Origin of the sequence: Thermobifida fusca NBRC 14071 = JCM 3263 (assembly GCF_001592045.1) — a bacterium.
GTDB lineage: Bacteria > Actinomycetota > Actinomycetes > Streptosporangiales > Streptosporangiaceae > Thermobifida > Thermobifida fusca.
On the sequence record NZ_BCWB01000039.1, the window covers coordinates 81654 to 104271 of the forward strand.

General features: G+C 68.4%; 16 protein-coding genes and 1 riboswitch. Of the genes, 7 read left to right on the forward strand and 9 right to left on the reverse strand.

Annotated elements, in window-relative coordinates:
- The first annotated feature begins 238 nt into the window (after window positions 1-238).
- Window positions 239-1258: a hypothetical protein gene (locus TF1_RS09580; protein WP_061783823.1), complete on the forward strand. Its 1020-nt coding sequence runs from the start codon at window positions 239-241 to the stop codon at window positions 1256-1258.
- Window positions 1259-1318: 60 nt separating this feature from the next.
- Here TF1_RS09580 and TF1_RS09585 read toward each other — a convergent pair whose 3' ends face one another.
- A complete protein-coding gene (locus tag TF1_RS09585) occupies window positions 1319-2395 on the reverse strand; it encodes a hypothetical protein (RefSeq protein WP_061783824.1) in 1077 nt (358 codons plus the stop codon).
- Between the two features lie 462 nt (window positions 2396-2857).
- Here TF1_RS09585 and TF1_RS09590 point away from each other — a divergent pair, with 462 nt between their 5' ends.
- Window positions 2858-3895, forward strand: a complete 1038-nt coding sequence (locus TF1_RS09590) for an NAD(P)-dependent oxidoreductase (protein WP_104612615.1) — start codon at window positions 2858-2860, stop codon at window positions 3893-3895.
- A gap of 371 nt (window positions 3896-4266) precedes the next feature.
- Here TF1_RS09590 and TF1_RS09595 read toward each other — a convergent pair whose 3' ends face one another.
- The 4 genes from TF1_RS09595 to TF1_RS09610 form a co-directional block, all read right to left on the reverse strand.
- Window positions 4267-5547: a glycosyltransferase gene (locus TF1_RS09595; RefSeq protein WP_061783825.1), complete on the reverse strand. Its 1281-nt coding sequence runs from the start codon at window positions 5545-5547 to the stop codon at window positions 4267-4269.
- The gene (locus TF1_RS09600; RefSeq protein WP_011292679.1) at window positions 5544-6455 is read right to left on the reverse strand and encodes a DMT family transporter; all 912 of its coding nucleotides are present in this window, start codon (window positions 6453-6455) and stop codon (window positions 5544-5546) included. The genes TF1_RS09595 and TF1_RS09600 overlap by 4 nt, the downstream gene beginning before the upstream one ends.
- Before the next feature lie 276 nt (window positions 6456-6731).
- Window positions 6732-8210 carry a fused MFS/spermidine synthase gene (locus TF1_RS09605; protein WP_011292678.1) on the reverse strand — a complete coding sequence of 493 codons (1479 nt, stop codon included), beginning with the start codon at window positions 8208-8210 and terminating at the stop codon, window positions 6732-6734.
- 35 nt (window positions 8211-8245) lie between these two features.
- Window positions 8246-9190 carry a LysR family transcriptional regulator gene (locus TF1_RS09610; protein ID WP_011292677.1) on the reverse strand — a complete coding sequence of 315 codons (945 nt, stop codon included), beginning with the start codon at window positions 9188-9190 and terminating at the stop codon, window positions 8246-8248.
- A gap of 138 nt (window positions 9191-9328) precedes the next feature.
- On the opposite strand from TF1_RS09610, the gene TF1_RS09615 reads away from it, so the two are divergent.
- The 3 genes from TF1_RS09615 (at window position 9329) to TF1_RS09625 (ending at window position 13024) form a co-directional block, all read left to right on the forward strand.
- Window positions 9329-10621, forward strand: a complete 1293-nt coding sequence (locus tag TF1_RS09615; protein ID WP_011292676.1) for a pyridoxal phosphate-dependent aminotransferase — start codon at window positions 9329-9331, stop codon at window positions 10619-10621.
- 492 nt (window positions 10622-11113) lie between these two features.
- Complete coding sequence (locus tag TF1_RS09620; protein ID WP_011292675.1) at window positions 11114-11359, forward strand: DUF6457 domain-containing protein; 246 nt, start codon at window positions 11114-11116, stop codon at window positions 11357-11359.
- Between the two features lie 192 nt (window positions 11360-11551).
- Window positions 11552-13024 (forward strand): alanine/glycine:cation symporter family protein, encoded by a 1473-nt coding sequence (locus tag TF1_RS09625; protein ID WP_061783826.1) that lies wholly within the window; start codon window positions 11552-11554, stop codon window positions 13022-13024.
- Window positions 13025-13361: 337 nt separating this feature from the next.
- Here TF1_RS09625 and thiD read toward each other — a convergent pair whose 3' ends face one another.
- From thiD to TF1_RS09640, 3 genes are all read right to left on the reverse strand, one after another.
- The gene (thiD, locus tag TF1_RS09630) at window positions 13362-14168 is read right to left on the reverse strand and encodes a bifunctional hydroxymethylpyrimidine kinase/phosphomethylpyrimidine kinase (RefSeq protein ID WP_011292673.1); all 807 of its coding nucleotides are present in this window, start codon (window positions 14166-14168) and stop codon (window positions 13362-13364) included.
- Window positions 14159-14254: riboswitch (TPP riboswitch) on the reverse strand. (Overlaps the previous gene by 10 nt.)
- A gap of 86 nt (window positions 14255-14340) precedes the next feature.
- Window positions 14341-15300 (reverse strand): DUF368 domain-containing protein, encoded by a 960-nt coding sequence (locus TF1_RS09635; RefSeq protein ID WP_061783827.1) that lies wholly within the window; start codon window positions 15298-15300, stop codon window positions 14341-14343.
- A gap of 192 nt (window positions 15301-15492) precedes the next feature.
- On the reverse strand, window positions 15493-17145 hold the full coding sequence (locus tag TF1_RS09640) for an acyl-CoA synthetase (protein ID WP_011292671.1): 1653 nt from the start codon (window positions 17143-17145) through the stop codon (window positions 15493-15495).
- Between the two features lie 673 nt (window positions 17146-17818).
- Between TF1_RS09640 and rocD the strand changes: the two genes are divergently transcribed.
- Window positions 17819-19075: an ornithine--oxo-acid transaminase gene (gene rocD / locus TF1_RS09645; protein ID WP_016189040.1), complete on the forward strand. Its 1257-nt coding sequence runs from the start codon at window positions 17819-17821 to the stop codon at window positions 19073-19075.
- 6 nt (window positions 19076-19081) lie between these two features.
- Here the strand turns inward: rocD and TF1_RS09650 are convergent, their stop codons facing one another.
- Window positions 19082-20134: an SGNH/GDSL hydrolase family protein gene (locus TF1_RS09650; protein WP_152436259.1), complete on the reverse strand. Its 1053-nt coding sequence runs from the start codon at window positions 20132-20134 to the stop codon at window positions 19082-19084.
- 495 nt (window positions 20135-20629) lie between these two features.
- On the opposite strand from TF1_RS09650, the gene TF1_RS09655 reads away from it, so the two are divergent.
- Window positions 20630-22594: an acetoacetate--CoA ligase gene (locus tag TF1_RS09655; protein WP_011292668.1), complete on the forward strand. Its 1965-nt coding sequence runs from the start codon at window positions 20630-20632 to the stop codon at window positions 22592-22594.
- Window positions 22595-22618: the final 24 nt, after the last annotated feature.

Genomic DNA, 22618 nt, shown 5'->3' on the forward strand with positions numbered 1-22618 from the left:
GGAAACCGTAGTGTCCCACAGGCAATACTCGGGAATTTCTCCGAGTGAACCGAGACAGGCCGCGCAGCACCGGGCTGCGGACGCCCGAGCTGGTAGAAGGGAAAGCGGTATCCCGGCAGTTTCCGTCCGTAACCGCGTAGAAGCGCATTAGAAGCGACTCAAGATCACCATTGCTACTTTTATAGAAAAATGGGGTTTTCCGGTGCGGGGATATCGACGAGGCAGGGAGGATGACCGGATGTCTCCAACGGAGCGGGGACCCCAGACGCCTGCCGCGGCAGCAGACACGAAGAGCGGGGCCCGGGAGGACCACCCGCACCGCGCTCCCGCCGTGCCCCGCGGGAACAGCAAGGCGCTCGCAATCCTCCTGCACGGCCTCATCGACGACGGCGGCCTGTTCCCGCCCGCGCCCTTGCCGATGCGCCAGGCCGTGGAGAGGTACCGGGCGGATCGGACCGTCGGGCACCCCATGCACACCGGGCGGCTGCTGTGCCCCAGAAAAGCGCTCCCCGAGCTGTATGCTCACCTCGGCGCTGACGAACAGATCGCCGTGGGACTGGTCGAAGAACAGGTGGAGGAGATCGCCCACGCAGCCCCGGTCGATCCGCGGGTGCACATCACCCACTACGAGATCCGCGCCTCCTGGTCCGAAGTAGGCAAAACCGTCCGCTATCTGCGCGCGATGACCTTCCCCACGGCGGGCAGGCGACGGCTCTGGGGCCGCAGGGCCCGCACGGGTGGAGAGGCAGCCCACGTCCGGCCGATCTTCATCGAGTTCGACCGGAGCAGGGAAGGGCTGGACAGCATCGCTGGACTAGCCGGAGTGCCCCATGCGGGGGCGCGGCTCCGCTGCAGTGGCGCAACCGAGGACGACTTCCCGCGTCCCGAAGAGGTGGCCGAGTTCCTCGTCAGATGCTTCGACCACGATGTTCCGTTCCGGTTGAGCGCCGGCCCGCACCACGCGGTCCGACACACCGACCCGCTCAGCGGGTTCGCCCACCTCGGCTACCTCAACCTGCTCGCTGGTGCCGCGGTGGCCGCACACGGCGGCGGCCCCAACAAAGTGCTCCGCGCCCTGGTCATCACCGATCTGCAACGCCTACTCGAGCGGATCTACGCCATCGGTGAGGAGACTGCGCTCCGCATCCGGGAACTGTTCCGCGGATATGGAGCACGCAGCACCCGGGACCCGGTGGTGGAGGCCGAACAGCTCGGCCTGGTCACCCCGCCCGCGGCAGGGGCAGGCTGGACGGCCTGAACACGACACGGCTGCGGACAGGCGCACTGGCCTGCCCGCAGCGATACGGTCCCGCAAGGTTCAGGAGGAGAGCACCAGCGGCAGCAAGGAGCTCACGACTGGCAAGCCCTCCTTAGCGGACTGGCCTGCGTCGACGCTGGCGCGGTCGACAGAATTCTCCGAAGCAGCGGGGGAAGGAGATGCCGGGGCCGAACCGAACTCCCGCTGCTGACCAGAGTCCGAGGAGTCTTCGGCTAGCCCGGCGCACTGCGCGACGGCGGCCTGGTTGGCGGGTGTGGGCACCAGCGCCCACAGCCCGGAGTTCCAGCTTGCACTCCCCCAGGGGCCGCTGACCTTGCCCTCGGTGGGGAACTCTTCAGAGGACTTTCCCGCCTCCTCACTCAGGCAGGTGAGGAATTCCACCTCTGGGGAGTTCGCGAAGGAGGAAGGGTAGAGCGGGGCGTCGGCAGGTGCAGGGAGAAGGCGCGGCTGTCCCTCCTCGGACTCCTGCGCGGCATCAGGCTCTGCGGTGCTGGCCGAGGCCATAAGCCAGGAACGTTCCGCCGCGGAGCCCGGAACAAAGTCAGCCACCGACTCTCGGGCTTCGTGGCGAACGGACAGGTTGGACTCCGCGTCCTCGCGCGGTCGGATTCCTCGCGCGACCCGCAAGAGTTCGTCGGTGGACCACCGCGCGGGGTGCAGGAACACGGAGAGGATCACATCCTGGCCGTCCACCCAGAACACCGTGCCGTCAGCGGCGGAGAGGTATGCCGGCTGCCCGTTGACCGTGGTCCAGCGCAGCGCCGTGAGCTCGCTGTAGTAGGTGTCGCGGACCTCGGCCAGGGTGAGGGGCTTGGCGGGGCGGCGTACGTGGACCGACCCGTAGACCGTGTCGTTGTTGACCCACGTGACGCTGGAGGATCGCTCCTCGTTTTTGCGGGAGCTCTCCCAGCGGGAAGAGTAGTTGGCGAGTTCAGACGGCAGGTAGGTCACCTCGTAGCCGTCGATCAGGTAGACCGCTGTGGGGCTCTGGTGGATGGCCGGGGCAGCCAGAACCTCGGTGTCGGTGGTCGCCGCTAAAGCGGGGAAGCTGAGCGCCGCTACGGAGGCGGCAACCGCACCCGCAAACAGGCTCCACCGGCTGTGGAGTTGACGCATTGTGCACCTTTCGCTGATTGGCTGTAGCGGAAAACTGGGTGACAACAGGAAAGGGGGCGTCTGGGAGATGGGAGACACCGCCGACCCCTAAATTCTCACGGAAGGCAATGGAACAGTTGCTAAAAGTGTTCGCTGTGGTGGGGGAAGGGGGAGCGATTTGAAAGGTGTGGCAGGAAAAGAGGCGCCGATCCGTGACCACCGGGCCCGTACCGCCGTGATTTGAACGGCAGCAGGGCCGCAGACGGTGTCGAAACGTCACGGAGAGCAGGCGGGGGTCCGGCGTTTCTGGGGTGAAGGGGACATCAAGTCTGCGGCTAAGCGTGCCGCAGCCCGGCAGAGCCACTACGGCACGCGCAACGGGTGCCGCGGAAAACCGGAGGGCACGCTAGTACCCCTGGGCAGCAAAAGGTAATTTTTTGAATATTGACCGTTCTTTGGTCCCGTTGCCCAGTGGAGGTGGCCGTGACCACTCCCTCCGTCGTCATCACGGATACCGGAGCCCACGATCCGGGACCCGCGGTGCGACTCCTCGCCGAAGCCGGCTTCCGGACCCGGGTCCTGGAAACCCGGGACCCCGAACGTGTCGCCGCTGAAGCCGTGGGGGCGGTCGCCCTCATCGTCCACCACACTCGGGTCGACGCCGCGCTGTTAGACGCGCTCCCCACCCTGCGCCTGATCCTCACCACCGACCCGCACGGCTCGGGGATCGACGTCGCTGAGGCGGAACGCCGTGGACTCTGGGTCTGCCTGCCCCCGCGCCGGGAGAGCGCCGCCCAGGCCGCTGCCCGGGCCCTCAGCATGGCGCTGGCGCAGCTCCGCAGGATCGCCGCGGAACGCCTCACCTGTTTCCGTCCCGCACCGCGCGCCTGCGACCTCACCCTGGGGCTCATCGGCATGGAATCGGCGGCCACCGAGTTCGCCAACCTCGCCCTGCCCCTGTTCCGCCGCGTGGTCGGCACCGGAGCGCAGTGGTGCCGCTGGCCTCACGGCGTTGTCCAAACCGACCTCTACGAGCTGCTCGCCACGGCCGACATCGTCTCCCTCCACCTGCCGGCGACTCCTGCAACCCGCAGCCTCATCGGTGCGCACACCCTGCCCCGCATGCGGCCCGGTGCCATCCTCATCAACCTGGCCAGCCCGGACCTGGTAGACCGGGACGCGCTGCTGACCGCACTCGACACCGGCATGCTGGCCGGCTACTCCGCCGGCTACGCGCTGGCCGAAACCGGCCACTTCCACGAAAGCTGCGCGCTGCGCCACCACCCTTCCGTCGTGTTCTCCCCGGAGCAGCCCGGACCGACCGGAGACCAGTTGTGCGCGCTGGCCCGACACGTCATCGCCTGGCGCGACCGCGGTTTTCCCTTCACGACAGGGGCCAATCCGCTGCCCCTGGCCGCATCCCCGCTTCACGCCCCCTGTTCCCGCTCCCGGTTCAGGACGACAGGCCCTGACGGCAGGTCCGCCACGTCCATGGCCGGGGAGGCGTCTGCGCTCCGGTGACGCATCCGGTTCAGTCTCCGCCGGAGCCGACGAGCGACGTGGAGTGCGCGGTCCCGGCTCTCCCGTGTCTCCCACCAGCGTGAATACGCCTCGATACGGGCTTGGCGTAGTTCGGCGAGTTCGGCTTCCATCCGCATCAGCCGCGACTGCAGATCAGCGTGCTCGCGCGCCCGGACCTCCAACGCACGGTTGCAGGTCTCGACCTGGAGTTCGGCGCGGCTGATCTCAGCAAGCAGCTCGTCTACCGTGCCGTCCCGCCGAATGCGACTTTTCCTGACGAACCACACGTGTGGGTGGCTAACCGCCTCCACGGGGCATGCAACGGGCTGCGTGGCAAAGAGTGCGGAAAAGCCCCACCGGAGTGCTGAAGGTTACGCGGCAACCGTGGTATCCCGCTGCCGCGCTGCCGGAGAAGCAGACCGCGACAGTGTCCAGGAGCGAGGACGGACCTCCGTGTAGATCTGTTCGAAACGATCCAGCGAACGGTGGTGGTCGTGGGTTTGGGCGATGTCCCGGCTTGCCCTGCCCATGGCGGTACGGCGGTCCGGCGACTCGAGGACGTCCAGCAGCCGCTGGGCCAGCTGCGCGACATCCCCCGGCGGATACAGGTAGCCGTTGCGGCCGGGGCGTACAAGATGGGGGAGGGCCAACGCGTCGGCCGCGACCACCGGCAGCCCGGTCGACATGGCCTCCAGCGTGGCGATGCTCTGCAGTTCGGCCACGCTGCCGATCACGAACAGGTCCGCGGCCACGTAGACGAGTGGCAGGTCGTCGTCCGGGACGAAACCGAGGAAGTGGACCCGCTCCGCCACGCCGAGGGAACGGGCCAGCCGTTCAAGCTCTTCACGGCGCTGACCAGTGCCCGCGAGGACCAACTGCACATCACGGTGGCGCAGCAGGACAGGCAGGGCCCGGATAGATTCGTCGATCCGCTTCTCTTCGTCCAGTCGGCCCACAAACACCATGGTCTCCCGGGCGGGGAGTCCGAAATGGGCTCGGGCCTGGGCGCGGTCCTGCGGCCGCGGCCGGAACCGGTCCAGGTCGATACCGCAGGACACCGCCTCCACCGTGCGGGTGAACCCTTTGCTTGCCAAGAGTTCCGCGGCCCGCTGCGTGGGCGTGGTGACATAGTCGGCGGTCCGCGCCACCCGGATCATGTCCTGCCAGGCCAGGGAGCCCACGACCCCGTGCAGGCGGGGCGGGATGTGGGCGTGTGCGAACAGGTTGTCTGGCATGAAGTGGTTGGTCAGCACCACGGGCACGCCAGCCATCCGGCCGCAGCGCAGCGCTGTGCGGCTGATCGTGAAGTGGCTTTGCACGTGCACGACGTGCGGGGCGAGCCGGTCAACGATCCGGGCGATGTGACCGGTGAGTCCGAGCGGCAGCGCGGTGCGCATCGTGGGATGGACCAGCACCGGAACTGAGCGCATCCGGTGCAGCACCACTCCGTCCTGCACCTCGACCCGAGGCGGCCCGGACGCCGAGGCGCACACCACGTGCACGTCGTGGCCGCGCTCCGCCAGTCCGGTAGCCAGCCGGTAGGTGAAGTACGACGCCCCGTTGACATCCGGGGGATAAGTGTCGGTGGCGATGAGAATGCGCAGCCGCATAGTACTGCCGGTGCGGTGGGCAGCCTGGTGCGTGGATGTCATGGCGAATCTCCTGGCGTGGTGCGAACAACGTTGCTGGGAGACGAAGCGGTGCCGGGGTGTGCCGCTTCCGGATTGCGGTGCTTGGCGCGGGCCAGCACGGTGGTTCCGGCGATCGCTAGCAGTGCCGCGCCTGCGGCGAGCGCCTGTTCCAGCGGACCGGTGGGCACGTGCTCGCCAAGCACCAGCACGCCGATTCCCGCGCCGACGACCGGGTCGACGACGAGGAGCGTGGCGTAGGCTGCGGCAAAGTGCCCGGTCCGGTAGGCGTTCTGCTGCAGGAGTCCACCGAAGACCGCGACGGCCCCGGCCAGCACGGTGAGCCAGCTGAAGACCGCGGCGAGGTCGGCGACGGCCTGCACGGCGATGACGCGGGCCAGAGCCGAGGTCGTGCCGAGCGCGGCACCCCCGAAAGCCGCCAGCAGGATGGCGCGTGCCCCCGCGGGCAGCCAGGGCGCGACGAGGTATCCCACGCCGCCCGCGGCGACGACTCCGCTCGCCAGCGTCACAGCGGCGGAGAGGGGCAGCATGGGGGAGTCCGCGCCGTGCGGGAACAGCGTGATGATCCCGACCAGCCCGACCATGACAGCCACTCCGGCCAGGAGCTGGCTTGCCCGTACCCGCTGTCGGCTGAACAGTGCGGACAGCACGATGGCGAACAGCAGTCCGGAGACGCCGATCGGCTGGATGATGGTCAACGGGGCCGCGCTCAACGCCGCGAGATGCAGGCCGACCCCGACCGCTGCGGCCAGCGCCCCGAGAAGCCAGCGGGGACGGCGCACCAGGTGCCATAGGAAACTGATCCGGGCCACGCTGCCGCCCGGAGCGCGGATCGCATCGCGCTCCTGCAGGGCAGAGCCCAGGGCCAGGCAGAACGCCCCCACCAGCGCGAGAACAACAGCCCAGATCACCCGGGATCCTTCCCCGCAGTGGCCCAGGTGTCCGCGATGTCGGTCACGGCAGTCCTCCCCCGGGTTTTGCGATCACAGGGTTGCGTGGCCTCCACGCTACGAGCGGTGGTGTTCCCCCGGCGATAGGGAGAACACCTCACTTCGGCGTAGTGGCAGCCCTACCCCGCTCTGGGGGTTTACGCCCCTTGCGCTCACAGATATCCGGTGTTCGGGTGGCGGAGAAGAAGAGGGAGGGTTCCGGAACGGAAATATTGGCCAAATTCCGTGGCCGTCCGCCTACAGGTAAGGCGTGAGCAACTGGTCCACGGGGGCGTAGTCGTCGGTGAGGACCGGGCCTCGGGAGCTGAGGCGGGCAAGGTGCCCCGGGGCGACCAGGCTTCCCGGCACGGGGGTGCCTGCCAAGGCCGCCGCCAGCGCGTCGGTGTCGAAGGGCGTGTCGCTGGCGAGGAGCACGTGGTTGCCGCCGGCGGGAGAGCCCCACGTGCCGTGTTCCACGATCAATACGAGGTGGGAGAAGACTTGGCTGAGGGTGGCGGCTTGGGCGGCGAGGAAGTCGCGGTCTCCCCGGTCGATGACGTTGACGGCGTACCACCCGCTGGGGCGGAGCACCCGGTGCACCTGCTCGGCGAACTCGAGGGTGGTGAGATGCCAGGGCACGCTCAGTCCGCTGAACGCGTCCCCGAGGACCAGGTCGTAGCTGCGGGAGGGGAGTGCCACGATCGAGGTGCGGGCATCGCCTGTGACGACGGCCAGGTCTGCGCCGGTGCGCAGCCCTAGTTCTGTGCGGGCCAGTTCTGCCACGGCCGGATCGATCTCCAGGACCAGGCTGGTCGACCCGGGACGGACCGCGGCCAGCCAGCGCGGCATGGTGGAGGCACCGCCGCCCACATGCAGGCTGTCCACCGGGCCCGCGGGGAGCTGGGTGTCCACCGCGGCGCCGAACCACTGCGTGTAGCCGAACTCCAGGTGGGTGGGGTCGGCCAGGTCGACGTAGCTGTGGCGCAGGTCGTCCAAGTACAGCACTCGGCCGTGCGGGCGGTGCGGGTCCGCTGTCACGCGGGCGCAGTAGTAGGCGGTCTCCGCCGTACAGGGGGAGGGCACGCTGACGAGCAGAGTCCCGCTGATCAGGCAGATACCGAGCAGGACGAGGACGTTCCGCGGCCTGCCCGTCCGGGAGAAGAGTGCGCCGCGGACCGCGAACAGCAGTCCTCCCGCTACTGTCGCGCCGCCGCTGAGCAGCAGAATCGTAGACACCGGAAACAGCGCGACGAGGACGTAACCGGTGAGGACTGTGCCCGCGAGCGCCCCCGCAGTGCCCCAGGCGCTCAGCCGGCCTACCACACTGCCGCTTCGTGCCGCGTCCGCCAACTGGGTTTTCACTACGACCGGGGGGACCGCGGACAGCAGGGCGACGGGGACAGCGATCCCGCAGCCCACCAGCAGGAGCGCGGTGAACGGCCCGGCCCCGGCGCAGAGCGGGCCGAGCAGCAGCACAACCGGCCGGGCGAGCAGTGTGGTGCCGCCGCCGAGGAGGAGCAGGACCGCGAGCAGGGGACGGTGCGGACGCCGGTCCGCTGCGGCCCCGCCGAGCCGCGCACCGAGCGCGATCGCGGCGAGGGTGACCCCGATCGCCGCTGTGTAGGTTTCGAGGGTGTCACCGGCATAGGGTGCCACCAGGCGGATGACCGTGACTTCCAGGACTAAGACCACGGCCGAGGAGCAGAACACCACCGCCGCGGCGAAGAACCGGTTCATGGCAGGCAGAGTAGTGGCGCCTGCACTGGCGTGGTTCAGTACACCAGGGCTTCCCCGCGCTCGGTGTTGAGGACGTTGATGATGTCTTGCGCGGCTTTCCGCAGGGCACGCAGGGTGACGTCGATCGCGGGCCGCGGCACGCTGGTGGCGCGGGCGAGCGCGTAGATCCGCCGCACGGGGGCGTTGGGAATCCGGCGGTGCACCAGCCCGGGGTAGGAGGAGCTGAAAGCGAGCGCGGGCACCGCGGCGATACCGAGCCCGCGGGCGACCAGGCTCATGATCGTGCCGATGCCTTCGAACTCCCAGACCGCACCGGGTGAGCCGCCGACGTCGCCGAGCAGCCGGTCGATCGCGCTGCGCGACGGCTCGCCGACCGGGGCCGTCACCCAGGACTCGTCGAGGAGCTCGGCGAAGTCGACCGGGATGGACGGATCAGCCAGGCGGTGCCCTTCCGGCACCGCGAGGACGAGCGGGTCGTGCAGCAGCAGGAAGTAGCGCAAGGTTCCCGCGGCATCGTCCGGGGCGCGTTCCGACCAGTGGTCGACAAGGGAGATGTCGACTTCAGCGGTCTGCACTTGACGGGCGCCACTGCCGTGGGTGGTCTGCCGCAGCACCAGTTGCAGGCCTTCGTAGGTGCGCAGCTCCCGCGCTAGGGACGGGGCGAAAGCCACGGCCGCGGTGGGGAACGCGGTGAGGGTGACCCGTCCTTGGGGCGCCCCGGTCTGCGCGGCCAGCACGGATTCGGCTGCTTCCACCATTGCCAGGATCTGCTCGGCGTGGCCGAGCAGCAGCCGTCCGGCGTCCGTGAGTTCTGCGCTGCGCGCGGTGCGGTCCAGAAGCTGGGTGCCGACTTCGCGTTCCAGGGCCGCCAACTGCTGGGAGATCGCGGACGGAGTGTAGCCGAGGGCGTTGGCGGTGGCCGCGATCGTGCCGTGCACCGCGAATTCGTGGAGGATGTGGAGTCGACGCAGATCGAGCATAAGTTTAGCTTACGCTATCCATCGAAAAGACTCGCTTGCGCTGATGGATGAGGTGAGGCAGGGTGGGGAATCGGGGTCCCCGTCGAGCCCTTTTCCGGGCTGTTCCGCTGGTCATCAACGTATTGGAGCTGGATCTCCATGTCCGTAGCCGTTTCTGCCACGCTCGCCGTCAACGAGGCACTCGCCCGCCGTCGGAGCCAAGGACTTCCCGTCTTACCGCTGGGTTTTGGAGAAGCGGGACTCCCCGTCCACCCCGTGATGCGCGACGCCCTGTCGACGGGGGGTGACCAGAACGGCTACGGGCCGGTCGCGGGGATCCGTGAGCTGCGGGAGGCCGCCGCAGGCTACTGGGAGCGCCGCGGCCTGCCCACTGACCCGGACCTGGTCGTCGCCGGGCCGGGCAGCAAGCCCTTGCTGTATGCGCTGCTGCTCGCTATCGGCGGGGATGTCGCGATCGCCGCCCCGAGCTGGGTGAGCTACGCGGCGCAGAGCCACCTGTCAGGCGGGCAGCCGCTCTTCGTGCCGACCGCTCCGGCACAGGGCGGGGTCCCTGAGCCGGATGCGCTGGCCCAGGCGGTCACCGAGGCCCGGGCTGCGGGCCGGGACATCCGCGCGGTCATCACCACCTGCCCGGACAACCCCACGGGCACCGTGGCGTCCCGCGGCACCGTGCGCCGGCTCACCGAGGTGGCCCAAGAGCTGGACCTCGTCATCATCTCCGACGAGATCTACCGCGACCTGGTGCACGACCCGACCACGGTGGTGCACAGCCCGGCCGAGTTCGCGCCCGAGCGCACCGTCATCACCACCGGGCTGAGCAAGAACCTGGCCCTGGGCGGCTGGCGGATCGGGGTAGCCCGCCTGCCAGACAGCGACACGGGCCGCCATATCCACGCTGCTTTGCTGGGGATCGCCAGCGAGATCTGGTCGAGCCCTTCCGGGCCGGTCCAGCGAGCCGCCGCCTACGCTTTCCAAGAGCCCGCCGAGATCGTCGACCTGGTCGCCCGCAGCCGCCGCTTGCACGGCCTGGTGGCCCGCGCGGTCGCCGAGCGGTTCCGTGCCGCCGGAGTGCCGGTCATCGCCCCCCAGGCCGCGTTCTACCTGTACCCGGACTTCGGCGTCTGGCGGGAATGGCTGGGCGAGGCGCACGGGGTGACGACCGGCCCGGAACTGACCCGCATGCTACTGGACCGCTACGGGATGGGGGTGCTGCCCGCCGTGGAGTTCGGGGAGAGCACGCACGCGCTGCGGGTGCGGGTGGCAACCAGCCTGCTGTACGGGGAGAGCGAGGCGCAGCGGTACAGCGCCCTGGCGGCAGAGGACCCCACTGCGCTGCCGTGGATCCGGGCCCACCTTGACCGGATCAGCGAGGTGCTCGACGAGGTGCGCCAGGAGCAGCCCGCTGTCGCGGTGCCTGCGATGGCAAGCTGAACCAGGACAAAGACCACGGGCCTGTGGCGCGGGGAGGGTTGACCGGAAGCGGAAGGGAGACGGTCCCGCCCCGCGCCATAGGGCTCAGCGTAACGCTCTTTGCCGCCGCGACGGCCCGCTGGTCGGGCAATGGGGGTTTGAGACTCTCCGGAGCAGGGGAGTTCGGCGCGGAGCGGCACCGGTAGGTGCCCGCTGCCCCGCGAACTTCCCGCCACTGACGTCCTCCGGAGGCGGGCTGGCTTGCCCGCAGTACCCCCGATTCCGCCGGACCAGCGGGCCGTCGCGGCTTTTCTGCTGTCGGTGAGGCATCCCGGATGTCCATTCCGTGGTCCCGGTATTCCTCTGCTGCCCCGGTATCGAGAAGGATGGGTCGGTGTCGACACAAAGGGCGCGACAACTGGAAGCCCGGGGAATGACGGAAAACCGGAGCAGCAGCCGGTCTTGTGCCGCGATGATGGTGGACTGCAGCGCCCGAGGTGGAGAGGAGAAACCGTGACACTCGTCGAGTGGGCCCGACTGGTCTGCGCAGAACTCGAACTCTCGGAGGAGATCGACACCGACGACGTGAACCTCATCCTGGACTTGGCCCGGGACGCAGCACATTCCGTGGCCCGCCCCGCAGCTCCCCTCACCGCTTATCTGCTGGGTATCGCGGTGGGCCGGGGCGCTGATCCGCAGCGCACCGCCCGCCTGCTGAGCGAGCTCGCTCTGGCGCAAACGAAGAAAACAAATAAATAAAGAATTAATCAGTGATCGATGACACAATCCGTACGAAGGGGACGAATCATGCTGGCGAAGTTACAGTTTCGCAAAACCAAATAACCGCACGGAGATGCCGCGTTCTCTGGCCGCCAGCCACCGCGTACGGTCACCCTGCATGACGGGGAGGATGCGGGGATTTCCGTGGCCATCCGGAAAGCGGGTGTAAGTGTGGAAGAAGTGCGATCAATTCTCTCTGCGGTCAACGACGTTATTTGGGGACCGTTCGTTCTGGTCCCGCTCCTGTTCGTCACGGGAATCTTCCTGACTATCCGGCTCGGCGGACTGCAATTCCGGCTGCTCGGCCACGCGCTGTGGCTCGCTTTTGTGCGCCGCAAGGAGCAGAGCGGCGAAGGCGACATCTCCCACTACCAGGCTCTCAGCACCGCGCTGGCCGCCACCGTGGGTGTGGGCAACATCGCTGGCGCGGCGCTCGCCATCGGCTACGGCGGCCCCGGCGCACTGTTCTGGATGTGGGTGACCGGCCTGCTGGGCATGGCCACCAAGTACAGCGAAGCGCTGCTGGGTGTGAAGTACCGCCGCAGGGACGCCAAAGGCGAGCAAAGCGGTGGCCCCATGTTCTACCTGCGCTACGGGGTCGGCGGCGGCTTCGGTCTCGTCCTCGGCTTCCTCTTCGCCCTGTTCGGCGCGATTGCCGCGTTCGGTATCGGCAACATGACCCAGGCCAACACGGTGGCCGCCCAGTTGGAGAACGTCTGGTCGATCCCCACCTGGCTCACCGGTGCGGCCATGGTCCTCGTCGTGGCCGCGGTGGTGCTGGGCGGCATCAAGAGCATCGGCCGGTTCGCCGCCGGTGTGGTGCCCATCATGATCGTCGCCTACGTCCTCATCGCGGTAACCGTCCTCATCGTGCACGTCACCGAGCTTCCGGCGGCGTTCGCTCTCATCTTCCGGGAGGCGTTCACCGGCGAGGCGGCCACGGGCGGTCTGCTCGGCTCGGCGCTGCTGTTCGCCATCCAGCAGGGTGTGGCCCGCGGCATCTTCTCCAATGAGTCGGGTCTGGGCACCGGTGGTATCGCTGCGGCGGCCGCCAAGACGAAGCAGCCGGTGCGGCAGGCCCTCGTGTCGATGACCCAGACTTTCGTCGACACCATCATCGTGGTGAGCATGACCTGCCTGGTCATCATCGTCACGGGTGCCTGGAGCGAGGCGGAGAAGGACGACGGCTCCCTGATGACCTCCCTGGGCATGGCCGTGGGCTTGGGGAAGATCTCCCCCGCGTTGGCGCCGCTCGGCAACTACACCGTGGCGCTCGCGGTGGTGTTCTTCGCCTTCACCACCCTGGTCGGCTGGTGCTACTACGGTGAGCGCTGCATGGAGTACCTGGCTGGCCGGAAAGCGGTGGTGCCGTTCCGCATCGTGTTCACCCTGGTGGTGTTCGTCGGCGCCACCACCGAGCTGAGCACGGTGTGGACGTTCAGCGACATGGCCAACGGTCTGATGGCCCTGCCCAACCTGCTGGGGCTTCTCCTGCTCTCGCCGATCGTGGTGGCCGAGACGAAGAAGTACTTCGCCAACCCGCACTGGCGCAACCCTGACCTGATGGAGGGGCCCGACCCGGGCACCGCGGAGCCGCCCGAACGGAGCCCGCAAGGGGACAATCCCCCCACCCCCACCCGGTAACGGATCGCTACCCGTCATAGAAAACCGCGGCCGTGGGATACAGCTCCGTTATCCCACGGCCGCGACAGTCTGCGGTGGTGGCGCGGCACGCCCGGGTGTGCGCCGGGCGGACTGCCGCGCCAGTGAGATGTCCGGATGCGGAGCCTGCACCCGCATCCGGACAGTTCTTTTCTCGCCTAGTCCACGAGGGGGAAAGCTCTCGCCTCGTCCCGCCGCGCCTGTGCGTGGGCGGAGAGGAGCAACGCCTGCAGCGGGCAGGGCGGTGAGCAACAGGAAGCCACACTAGTGCCGTGCACCCGGCACAGGCTGAACCCCGGTATTCATGCCGGGGAGCGCGTCAATTCCCCCACCACGCGTGGAAATGGTGGACGGGGCCCTTGCCTTTGCCGATGTCCAGCTTGTCGGCGTGGCGCAGCGCTTCGGTGAGGTAATCCTTAGCGTCGCGGACCGCCTGCGACCAGGTGGGACGCTGCGGGCGCAGCGTGGCGATCGCCGAGGAGAGCGTGCACCCGGTCCCGTGCGTGTTGGTGGTGTTCACCCGGTCCGCGGTCAGGGTCTCCACGTCGCCGTCCGCCGACAGCAGCAGGTCCGTGCTGGTAGGACCGGACAGGTGGCCGCCCTTGAGGAGCACGCGGCGCGGTCCCAGGGCGAGCAGCCGCTCCGCCTGGTCGCGCATGCGGTCCAAGTCGGTGGCCTCCTCTTCGCCCAGCAGGTCGGCAGCTTCCGGAAGGTTAGGGGTGATGAGGTCGGCCCGCGGCAGCAGCACGGTGCGCAGGGCTTCCACCGCGTCAGCGGCGAGGAGCCGGTCTCCGCTCTTGGCGACCATCACCGGGTCGACGACCACGTTGGGCAGGCGGTAGGTGTCGATCGCGGCAGCCACGACCTCGATGATCTCGGTGCTGGACAGCATGCCGATCTTGACCGCGTCCACCCGCACGTCGGTGAGCAGCGTGTCCAGTTGGCTGCGCACGAACTCCGGAGGGACGTCGTGGACTTCGCTGACCCCGGTGGTGGTCTGTGCGACGAGCGCGGTGATCACGGTAGTGCCGTAACCGCCCAGCGCGGAGAACGCTTTGAGGTCGGCTTGGATACCGGCTCCGCCGCTGGGGTCAGTGCCGGCAATAGACAAGATGGTGGGAATCAATTGGACGTCCCTCCGCTAGTACTACCTAGATCAGGTTCACGGGTGTCCTCTCAGCCACCCTGGGGGTGGCACCCCGCGTCCACAGCGAAGGCTAGCAATACACGCAAACCCCCGCTGCTCCCTGATCTCTGGCGGAAGGGGACAGCGGGGGTAGAGAGGACAGGCGGGCAGGCTACTGCACGACCGTGTCGTTCGTCTGCGGACGCACTTCTGGGGCAACGGAGGCGTCGTGCGCTGCGCGGGCCTTGATCCGGTGTTCGATCACGATGACGGTGATCACGGCGGCCGCGCCGATGAGCGCCAGCACGATGCAGAGCACGAGGTTGTCCTGGCTGGGGGCGAGCAGGGTCCGGTCGTCGTCCTGCCACGGCCACAGCGCCCGCAGGGATCCCGCCATCAGCCCGGTCATCACCACCAGGGTGAGGTGGTGGAAGCGGTCCAGCAGGAACTGCAGCAGTTTGACGAACAGGGACAGGCCGATGGTCGCCCCTAGGGCAAAGGTCGCGATGTAGCCGAGGTCGCAGTTGTTGAGCGCCTCCATCGTCGGGAGGTACAGGCCGACGGTGAGCAGGATGAACGAGCCGGAGATGCCGGGCAGGACGAGCGCGCAGACCGCGACGGCAGCCGCGGCCATGACGATGAGGGGGTGCGGGTCCACGGTCGTGGACGGGACGCCGGTGAACAGGAACGCGGCCGCGGCCATGAGCAGGGCGAGCAGGTAGTCACCGACTCGCCAGCGCCGACCCGAACTGCTGTAGGGCACCCACAGGGACGCCAGCACCAAGCCGAAGAACAAGGCGTGCGATTCAGTCGGATTGTGCTCAACCAGCGGGGCGATGACGCGGGCTGCGACCAGCACGGCGGGCACCATGCCCACGAGCACGGCCAGGACGGTCCCCCAGTCGGCGCGGGTGAGTTCGGCGCGGGCCCGCGCCAGGCCTTTTCCGCGGAGGAGGTCGGTGACGAGCAGTCGCACCGCGGTGACGACGTGGCCCGCGGAGTTGATGAGGGACTCGTAGACACCGGTGATGAGGGCGACAGTACCGCCGCTGATTCCGGGGACGGTTTCGGCGGTTCCGATCAGGGTGCCGCGTACGCCGTTGAGGAGATGAGTGCCGAGTGACTTTGCCATGTCCTGCTTCTCGTCGAGGAAGAGAGACCGACCGTATCCCAGTGAAGTACGAGATGAAGGCCGGTGCCTGGAAGTGAACGCAAAAGACTGCCTGGTGCGGTGGCTCGGGCACGAACCGGTGGCCCGCCAGGCAGGAACGACCCAAGTTTATGGGGATTACGATCGGCGGAGCGACACGCAAAGCCGAAGAGCTCAGCGGCTGAGGACAGGGCCCGCGTCCCGCGCGATGCGGGAGGCCCACCGGTAGTCCTGCTTGCCTGCGGCAGTGCGTTTGACCTCGTCGACGATGCGGATGGTGCGCGGGATCTTGAACCCGGCGAGATGCTCGCGGCAGTGGTCGCGCAGCTCCGCGTCGCTGGGCTGCCGGTTTCCAGCCAGCGAGATGACGGCGCTGACCCGCTGGCCGAGCCGCTCGTCGGGGGCGGCGACCACGATGGCGTCGGCGACATCCGGGTGGGTTTTGAGGACGGCCTCCACCTCTTCGGGGTAGACCTTCTCCCCGCCCGTGTTGATCACGGTGGCGCCGCGGCCCAGCAGTTCGATCGTGCCGTCGGCGGCGATGGTCCCGTAGTCACCGGAGAGTGCCCAGCGGCGTCCGGAAGCGTCGACGGGGAAAGTCTGCGCGGTCTTCTCCGGGTCGTTGTAGTAGCCGAGGGGGATGCGTCCGGTGCGGGCGATCCGGCCGATCTGGTCGGATCCGGGAGGCAGGGGGCGCAACTGGTCGTCGAGGACGGCGACACTCGCTCCCATGGTGAAGCGCCGGGTCTTTCCGCTGAGCCGGGCGGAGGCGGAGCCGCACACCCCGGTTTCGCTTCCTCCGTAGTTGTCGCGGATGGCGATGGTCGGTTTCCACGCCCGCCACAGTTGGCGCGCGGTCGTGGTGAGCGGGGTGCCGCCGGAGCTGAGCGTGGTCAGGCTCGGACATCGTCCCGGGCTGCGCAGCAGCTCGTGAGCGAGGGGGCGGGCCATGGCGTCGCCGACGCACTGGACGATGGTCACTTTTTCGCGGTGGGCGAGTTCCACGGTCCGGGTGGGGGAGAAGACCCGGTCGGTGTTGAGCACCACGGTGGAACCCGACAGCAGCATGCTCAGCGCGTTCCACTGGCCTGCGGCGTGCATGACCGGGCCGAGGACGAGCATGCGTTGCGGGGTGGTGCGGGCGGCGCGTTCCGCGACGACTGCGGCGCTCGTGGCCCGCGGGGTGCCGCGGCGGCGCTGTTCCAGAGCCACGTGGAAGATGTCTTCCTGCCGCCACATGACGCCTTTGGGATAGCCGGTGGTGCCGCCGGTGTAGAGCAGGTAGAGGTCGTCGCCGCTGGTGGCGGGCAGCGGGGTGGTGGAGTGGGCGGCGTCGGCCAGGGCAGTCTCGTAGTCGATGCCGTCCCCGTGCTCGCCGGTGCCGTCGTCGAGGAGGACGACGTGGCGCAGGAGCGGCAGTTCGTGCCGGATGCGGGCAACAGTGGCAGCGAGAGAGCGTTCAGCGATGAGGGCGACCGAGTCGGAGTCGCGGAGCACGTAGCGGAGTTCCGCAGCGACGTACCGGTAGTTGACGTTGATGGGGACGGCTTTGGCACGCCAGACGCCGAATGCGGCCTCCAGCCATTCGGCCCGGTTGAAGCTGAGGATGGCGACGTGCTCCCCGGGGCGGATTCCCGCGTCGATCAGGTGCCGGGCGACGAGGGTGGCGCGGGCGTCCAGCTCGGCGTAGGTGAGGCGCCGCGGGCCCGCGACGAGGGCGAGTCGGTGGGGGACTGCTGTCGCGACGGCGGACAGCAAGCCGGACAAGGAGAGGTCACTGTGAGTGGTCGAACAGATCTCCGCTCCCAGAACTCGCATTTCGGTCATATTTCGCCTCTGTTGCTGTTGTGCCCGTGGGCGGGTATGACGACCGATCTTGCATCTATGACCTGGGTCACATTTGGCCGGGGTTGGCTATTGGAAAAAGCGACAAACGCGGCAGAACCCGATGTGCGGCAGGGGAACAGGCGCCCTGCTGTGAAGTGCACCACCGTCGGAAGAAAAAGAGAAGCGAAAGGTGTGCGGAACGTCACCGTGCTGCGGTGGAAACAGCAGGGAAATCGACGGTGTGCGGTTGCTCACGGGGCGTTTCTGCGCGCGGGAGCCTGCGCGTTATCTCTCAAACCTCCGTGGCGTCGGTGGCCGACTGGGCGGCGCGGCCAGTCCGACCAGCGCACCCGTGGCAGCGGAGTGAGCACCCGACGTACTTGCGCATGCGATCCTTCCCCGCGGCGACCGGCTGGTGCCAGCCGCCGGACCGCGCCCCCCATCCCACCGGGAACCCCGGTGTCCTCTCCGCTGCAGCGGCTGTGCCGCTGCGGTCACACACAAGTCCATCCCGTCCTCCCTCCCCACCCCGGCACAGCCGGGGCCCTCACGCACGGCGGCGCCCAGCACCGGCGCCACCAGTGGTCCCCACGATCCTGATCACGGATGTATCACCGTTCAACGACGCGGGTATCCCGAACAGACAACGATCCCCGGAGATCGGAGCGGTCCGATGAGCCCACGTCCATCGGGAGCAGACAGCGTCCCCGCATCCTGGTCCGCCGAACAGCACATCGCCGTGGCGGAACGGCGATCCGCGCACAACTACCACCCGCTGCCCGTGGTGATCGCGCACGGCGAAGGAGCCTGGGTGACCGACGTGGCGGGCCGTCGCTATCTGGACTGCCTCGCCGGATACTCAGCGGTCAACTTCGGACACCGCAACCCTGAACTCCTCGCCGCCGCCCGCGCTCAGCTCGACCGGATCACCCTCACCAGCCGCGCCTTCCACCACGACCGGTTCGCACCGTTCGTCGCCGCGCTCGCCGATCTCGTCGGCAAAGAACAGGTGCTTCCGGTCAACACGGGAGCTGAAGCGGTCGAAACCGGGATCAAGATCGCCCGCAAATGGGGATACGAGGTCAAAGGCGTCCCCGACGGGCGCGCCGTCATCGTCGTGGCCAGCGGAAACTTCCACGGACGCACCACCACGATCGTGTCCTTCTCCACCGACCCTGCCGCCTACCGCGGCTTCGGACCACCCACTCCAGGATTCCGCATCGTGCCCTACGGGGACGCCGCGGCACTCGCCGACGCTATCGACGCCGACACCGTCGCAGTCCTCGTCGAACCGGTGCAGGGCGAAGCCGGGGTGATCGTGCCGCCTGCCGACTACCTGCCACGCGTCCGGGACCTGTGCACCCGTGCCGGCATCCTGCTGATTGCAGACGAAGTGCAGTCCGGGCTGGGACGCACCGGCACCGTGCGGGCCTGCGACCACAGCGGAGTCGACGCCGATATCTACCTGTTCGGCAAAGCGCTGGGCGGCGGCATCCTGCCCGTGGCGGCGGCGGTAGGCGACGCGGAAGTCTTCGACGTGATCCGCCCCGGCCAGCACGGCAGCACCTTCGGCGGCAACGCCCTCGCCTGCGCGGTCGGCACTGCCGTGGTGGGCCTCGTCCGCGACGGCCCTTACCTGGACCATGTCCGCGCCCTCGCCCCCGTGCTGCGCGCCCGCCTCGACCAACTGGTCGGCAACGGCGTGGTCGCGGCCCGCAGCATCGGCCTGTGGGCTGGGATCGACGTCGACCCGACTCTGGCCACCGGAAGAGAACTGTGCGAACGGCTCCTGCAGCGGGGTGTGCTCGTCAAAGACACGCACGGCTCAACGATCCGGCTCTCCCCGCCGCTGGTCATCACCGAAGACGAACTGCACTGGGCAGTGGACCAGATCGCCGCAGTGCTCGCAGACCTGCGGGCCGGACGGTAAGCCGGGTCACCCCACCTCGCCCGCGAGAGTGTCCACGGTCGCCCCCGCCACCACCGCGAAAGTGGCATAGAGCGGACGGCCCGGGCCGGTTTCGATCTGCTCGATGACCCGCTCACCGACCGCCCGGTGCCCAGCGGCGTTGGGGTGGAAGGTACTGCGGTCCACAGTCACCCCGGTGGCGAGGTCCCGCAACTGCACCCCGTTCACCCACGGCTCGTCCGAGCCGATCTCGTGGCCGTCCAACGCGTGGTAGACGTCCACGAACTCCACGCTGCCCACCCCGCCCGACGCGGCAATCTCCTCGTCGTGGACCGCGACAGCCTCGGCGAGCTGCTGGTTGAACTCCTGAATGGTTTCGTTGAGCCACCGCTGGTTGCTCGCGGTCAGCGTGTAGTAGGCGCCGGTCGGTTCCTCCGGAAAAATCCGGGGGTAGCCCACGACAAGGATCCGGGCGTCCGGCGCGCGGGTGCGCACTTCGCTGATGAGCTCTTCAAACGTCGTCTCGAATTTCGCCATCCGCTTGCGGATAGCGTCCTCCTGGTCCGTGCACGCCTTGCTGTCCAGCAGCGGCACCCGCACCATGCAGGTCTTCAAAACCGTGGAGAACCCCAGATCGTTGCCGCCGATCCCGATCGTCACCAGCGACGTGTGAGGGGAGTTCCAGTCCAGCTGCGAGCCGACCTCGTCGATAGCGTCAAGCATGGCGTAGCCGCGCTGGCCGCTGCAGGCCAGGAACGACAAGTGTCCGGCGAAGTCGTAGGCTTCGGCGACCAGCTCCGGATAGGCGTTAGCGGACCGCCAGCAACCGCCCTTCACCGCGGTGCCGGGATAGTAGTCGCGGGCCCCGTCCCCCGAAGAGTACGAATCCCCGAGCGCGTAATAGTTCCCCCAGGTCGCTGCCTGGACCGGAGAAAGCAGCAGAAACTCGCCGTCCTCCGCAGGCTGTCCGCGGGAGTCGACCGGCACCCCCAGGCACCAGTCCTGGGTGGCCTCACACCACATGCGCCACAGCGTCTCGCGCCCCGTCGGGACAGCCAAGACCAGCGTGAGCGCTGTCACAAGTACAAGAGCGGGGATACCGAGGAACAACCGTCGTCTGGTCGCCGCACGTGGTCCGCTGCCCACAAACCTCCCCCGTGGACCGTCCGGCCTGTCTGTTCGAAGCAAAGAGTACCTGGGCACAGCGGGTGTTTTCCGGGCTGACTGGGAGATCTCGCCGCATTTCGGGGGAAGGGACCATCCAGCCCGGAAGGGAGGAGAACTGTCCCCGTTGCGGGTACGGCTGAGGCCCGGAGTGTCCCGCCGGCACACCTCGAAGCGACAGCCCTCCCGCCCGCACCACAGCACCCCGGGACTGCCCTGCCCGGCAAGCAGGCACCCGACCCCTAAGTGTGGCCGAAACCCACCGTCCGGCCGGGGTTGTAGGTGTTTTCTCCATACGGTTTCCGCGTCCCGCGTGCTAGATGTGGTGCACAACACTCCGTCACCGGGGAGCGTTAGGGGAGGCACCCGACGCTCACCGCATCCGCACCGTCCACGAAGGGGTCGCGTTTCATGACACTCAAGCCGCAGCCGCCGATCCTGTGGAGTCCCGACGAGGAGCGCAAAGAACGCGCCAACCTCACCGCGTTCACCCGCTGGGTGCGGGAGCACCGCGGTGTGGACGCACCGGACTACGAGGCACTGTGGCGCTGGTCGGTAACCGACCTCGAAGGATTCTGGTCCGCGATCTGGGAGTACTACCGGGTGCGCGCCGCCACCCCGTACACCACAGTGCTCGCCTCCGACGCCATGCCCGGCGCCGTCTGGTTCCCCGGCGCCACCCTCAACTACGCCGAGCACATCTTCCGCGACCGTGACCCATCAGCCGTGGCGATCCGGCACGCGTCCGAACTCCGGCCGTTGACCGAGTGGACCTGGGGAGAACTGCGGACCCGCACCGCCGCGATCGCTGCGGCCCTCCGCAGCCTCGGGGTGGGCCCCGGCGACCGGGTCGTGGCCTACCTGCCGAACATCGCCGAGGCGACGGCCGCATTCCTCGCCTGCGCCGCGATCGGTGCGACCTGGTCGTCCTGTTCCCCCGACTTCGGGGTGCGCAGCGTCCTCGACCGGTTCGCGCAGATCGAACCGAAAGTGCTGCTGGCCGTGGACGGCTACCGCTACGGCGGTAAGGACTTCGACCGCCGTGACGTGCTCAAAGCCCTGCGCGACGGCATGCCCAGCCTGCAGCACACCGTCGTCCTGCCGTACCTGGGCTGCGGCCCTGTCGCCGACACCCTGTCCTGGGCGGAGTTCGAAGCCGCGGGCGAAGGCGCGGAACTGGAGTTCACCCCGCTGCCGTTCGACCATCCGCTATGGGTGCTGTACTCGTCGGGGACCACAGGCCTGCCCAAGGCCATCGTGCACGGCCACGGCGGCATCCTGCTGGAGCAGTTGAAGAACCTGCACCTGCACCTGGACGCCCACGCCGACGACCGGGTGTTCTGGTTCACCACCACCGGCTGGATGATGTGGAACTTCCTGGTCAGCGTGCTGCTCACGGACGCGTCCATCGTGCTGTACGACGGCAGCCCTGCCTACCCCGACCTGGGAGTGCTCTGGGATCTGGCGGAACGCGCCGGGATCACCATCTTCGGCACCAGCGCCGGCTACCTGGCGAACTGCCGGAAAGCGGGCATCCACCCCACCGGCGGGCGGAACCTGTCCGCGCTGCACGCCATCGGCTCTACCGGCTCCCCGCTGTCCCCGGACGAGTTCGCGTGGTGCTACCAGGAGTTCGGCTCCGACCTGTGGCTGTTCTCCACCAGCGGCGGCACGGACATCTGCAGCTGCCTCGTCGGCGGGGTGCCCACCCTGCCCGTCTACCAGGGAGAGATCCAGGCCCGCTCCCTCGGCATGGCAGTGGCCTCCTGGGACAGCGCAGGCAACGAACTCGTAGGCGAAGTCGGGGAGCTCGTGGTGACCCGTCCCGCCCCGTCCATGCCCCTCTACTTCTGGGGGGACAAGGACGGCAGCCGGCTCCGCGACAGCTACTTCTCCATGTACCCGGGGGTGTGGCGGCACGGCGACTGGATCGAGATCACCGACCGCGGCACCGCGATCATCTACGGGCGCTCCGACTCCACCATCAACCGCGGCGGGGTACGGATGGGCACCAGCGAGATCTACCGCTCCGTGCTGGCCCTGGAAGAAGTCATCGACGCCCTCGTCGTCGACGTGCCACAGTCCGACGGAAGCTCCCGGATCGAACTGTTCGTGGTACTGCGCGAGAACACCGTGCTCGACGACGACCTGGTGCGGCGGATCAAACAGGGCATCCGCGAAGACTGCTCGCCGCGGCACGTGCCCGACGGGATCCAGGCTATTCCGGCTGTGCCGCGCACCCTGTCCGGCAAAGTGCTCGAGGTTCCCGTCAAACGCATCCTCATGGGAGAACCACCGGAACGCGTCGTCAGCCGCGACTCGCTCGCCAACCCGGAGGCGTTGGACTACTTCGTCCACCAGTCCCGCGACGCGTAACCGGCGGCACCGCAGTCCGCGGGG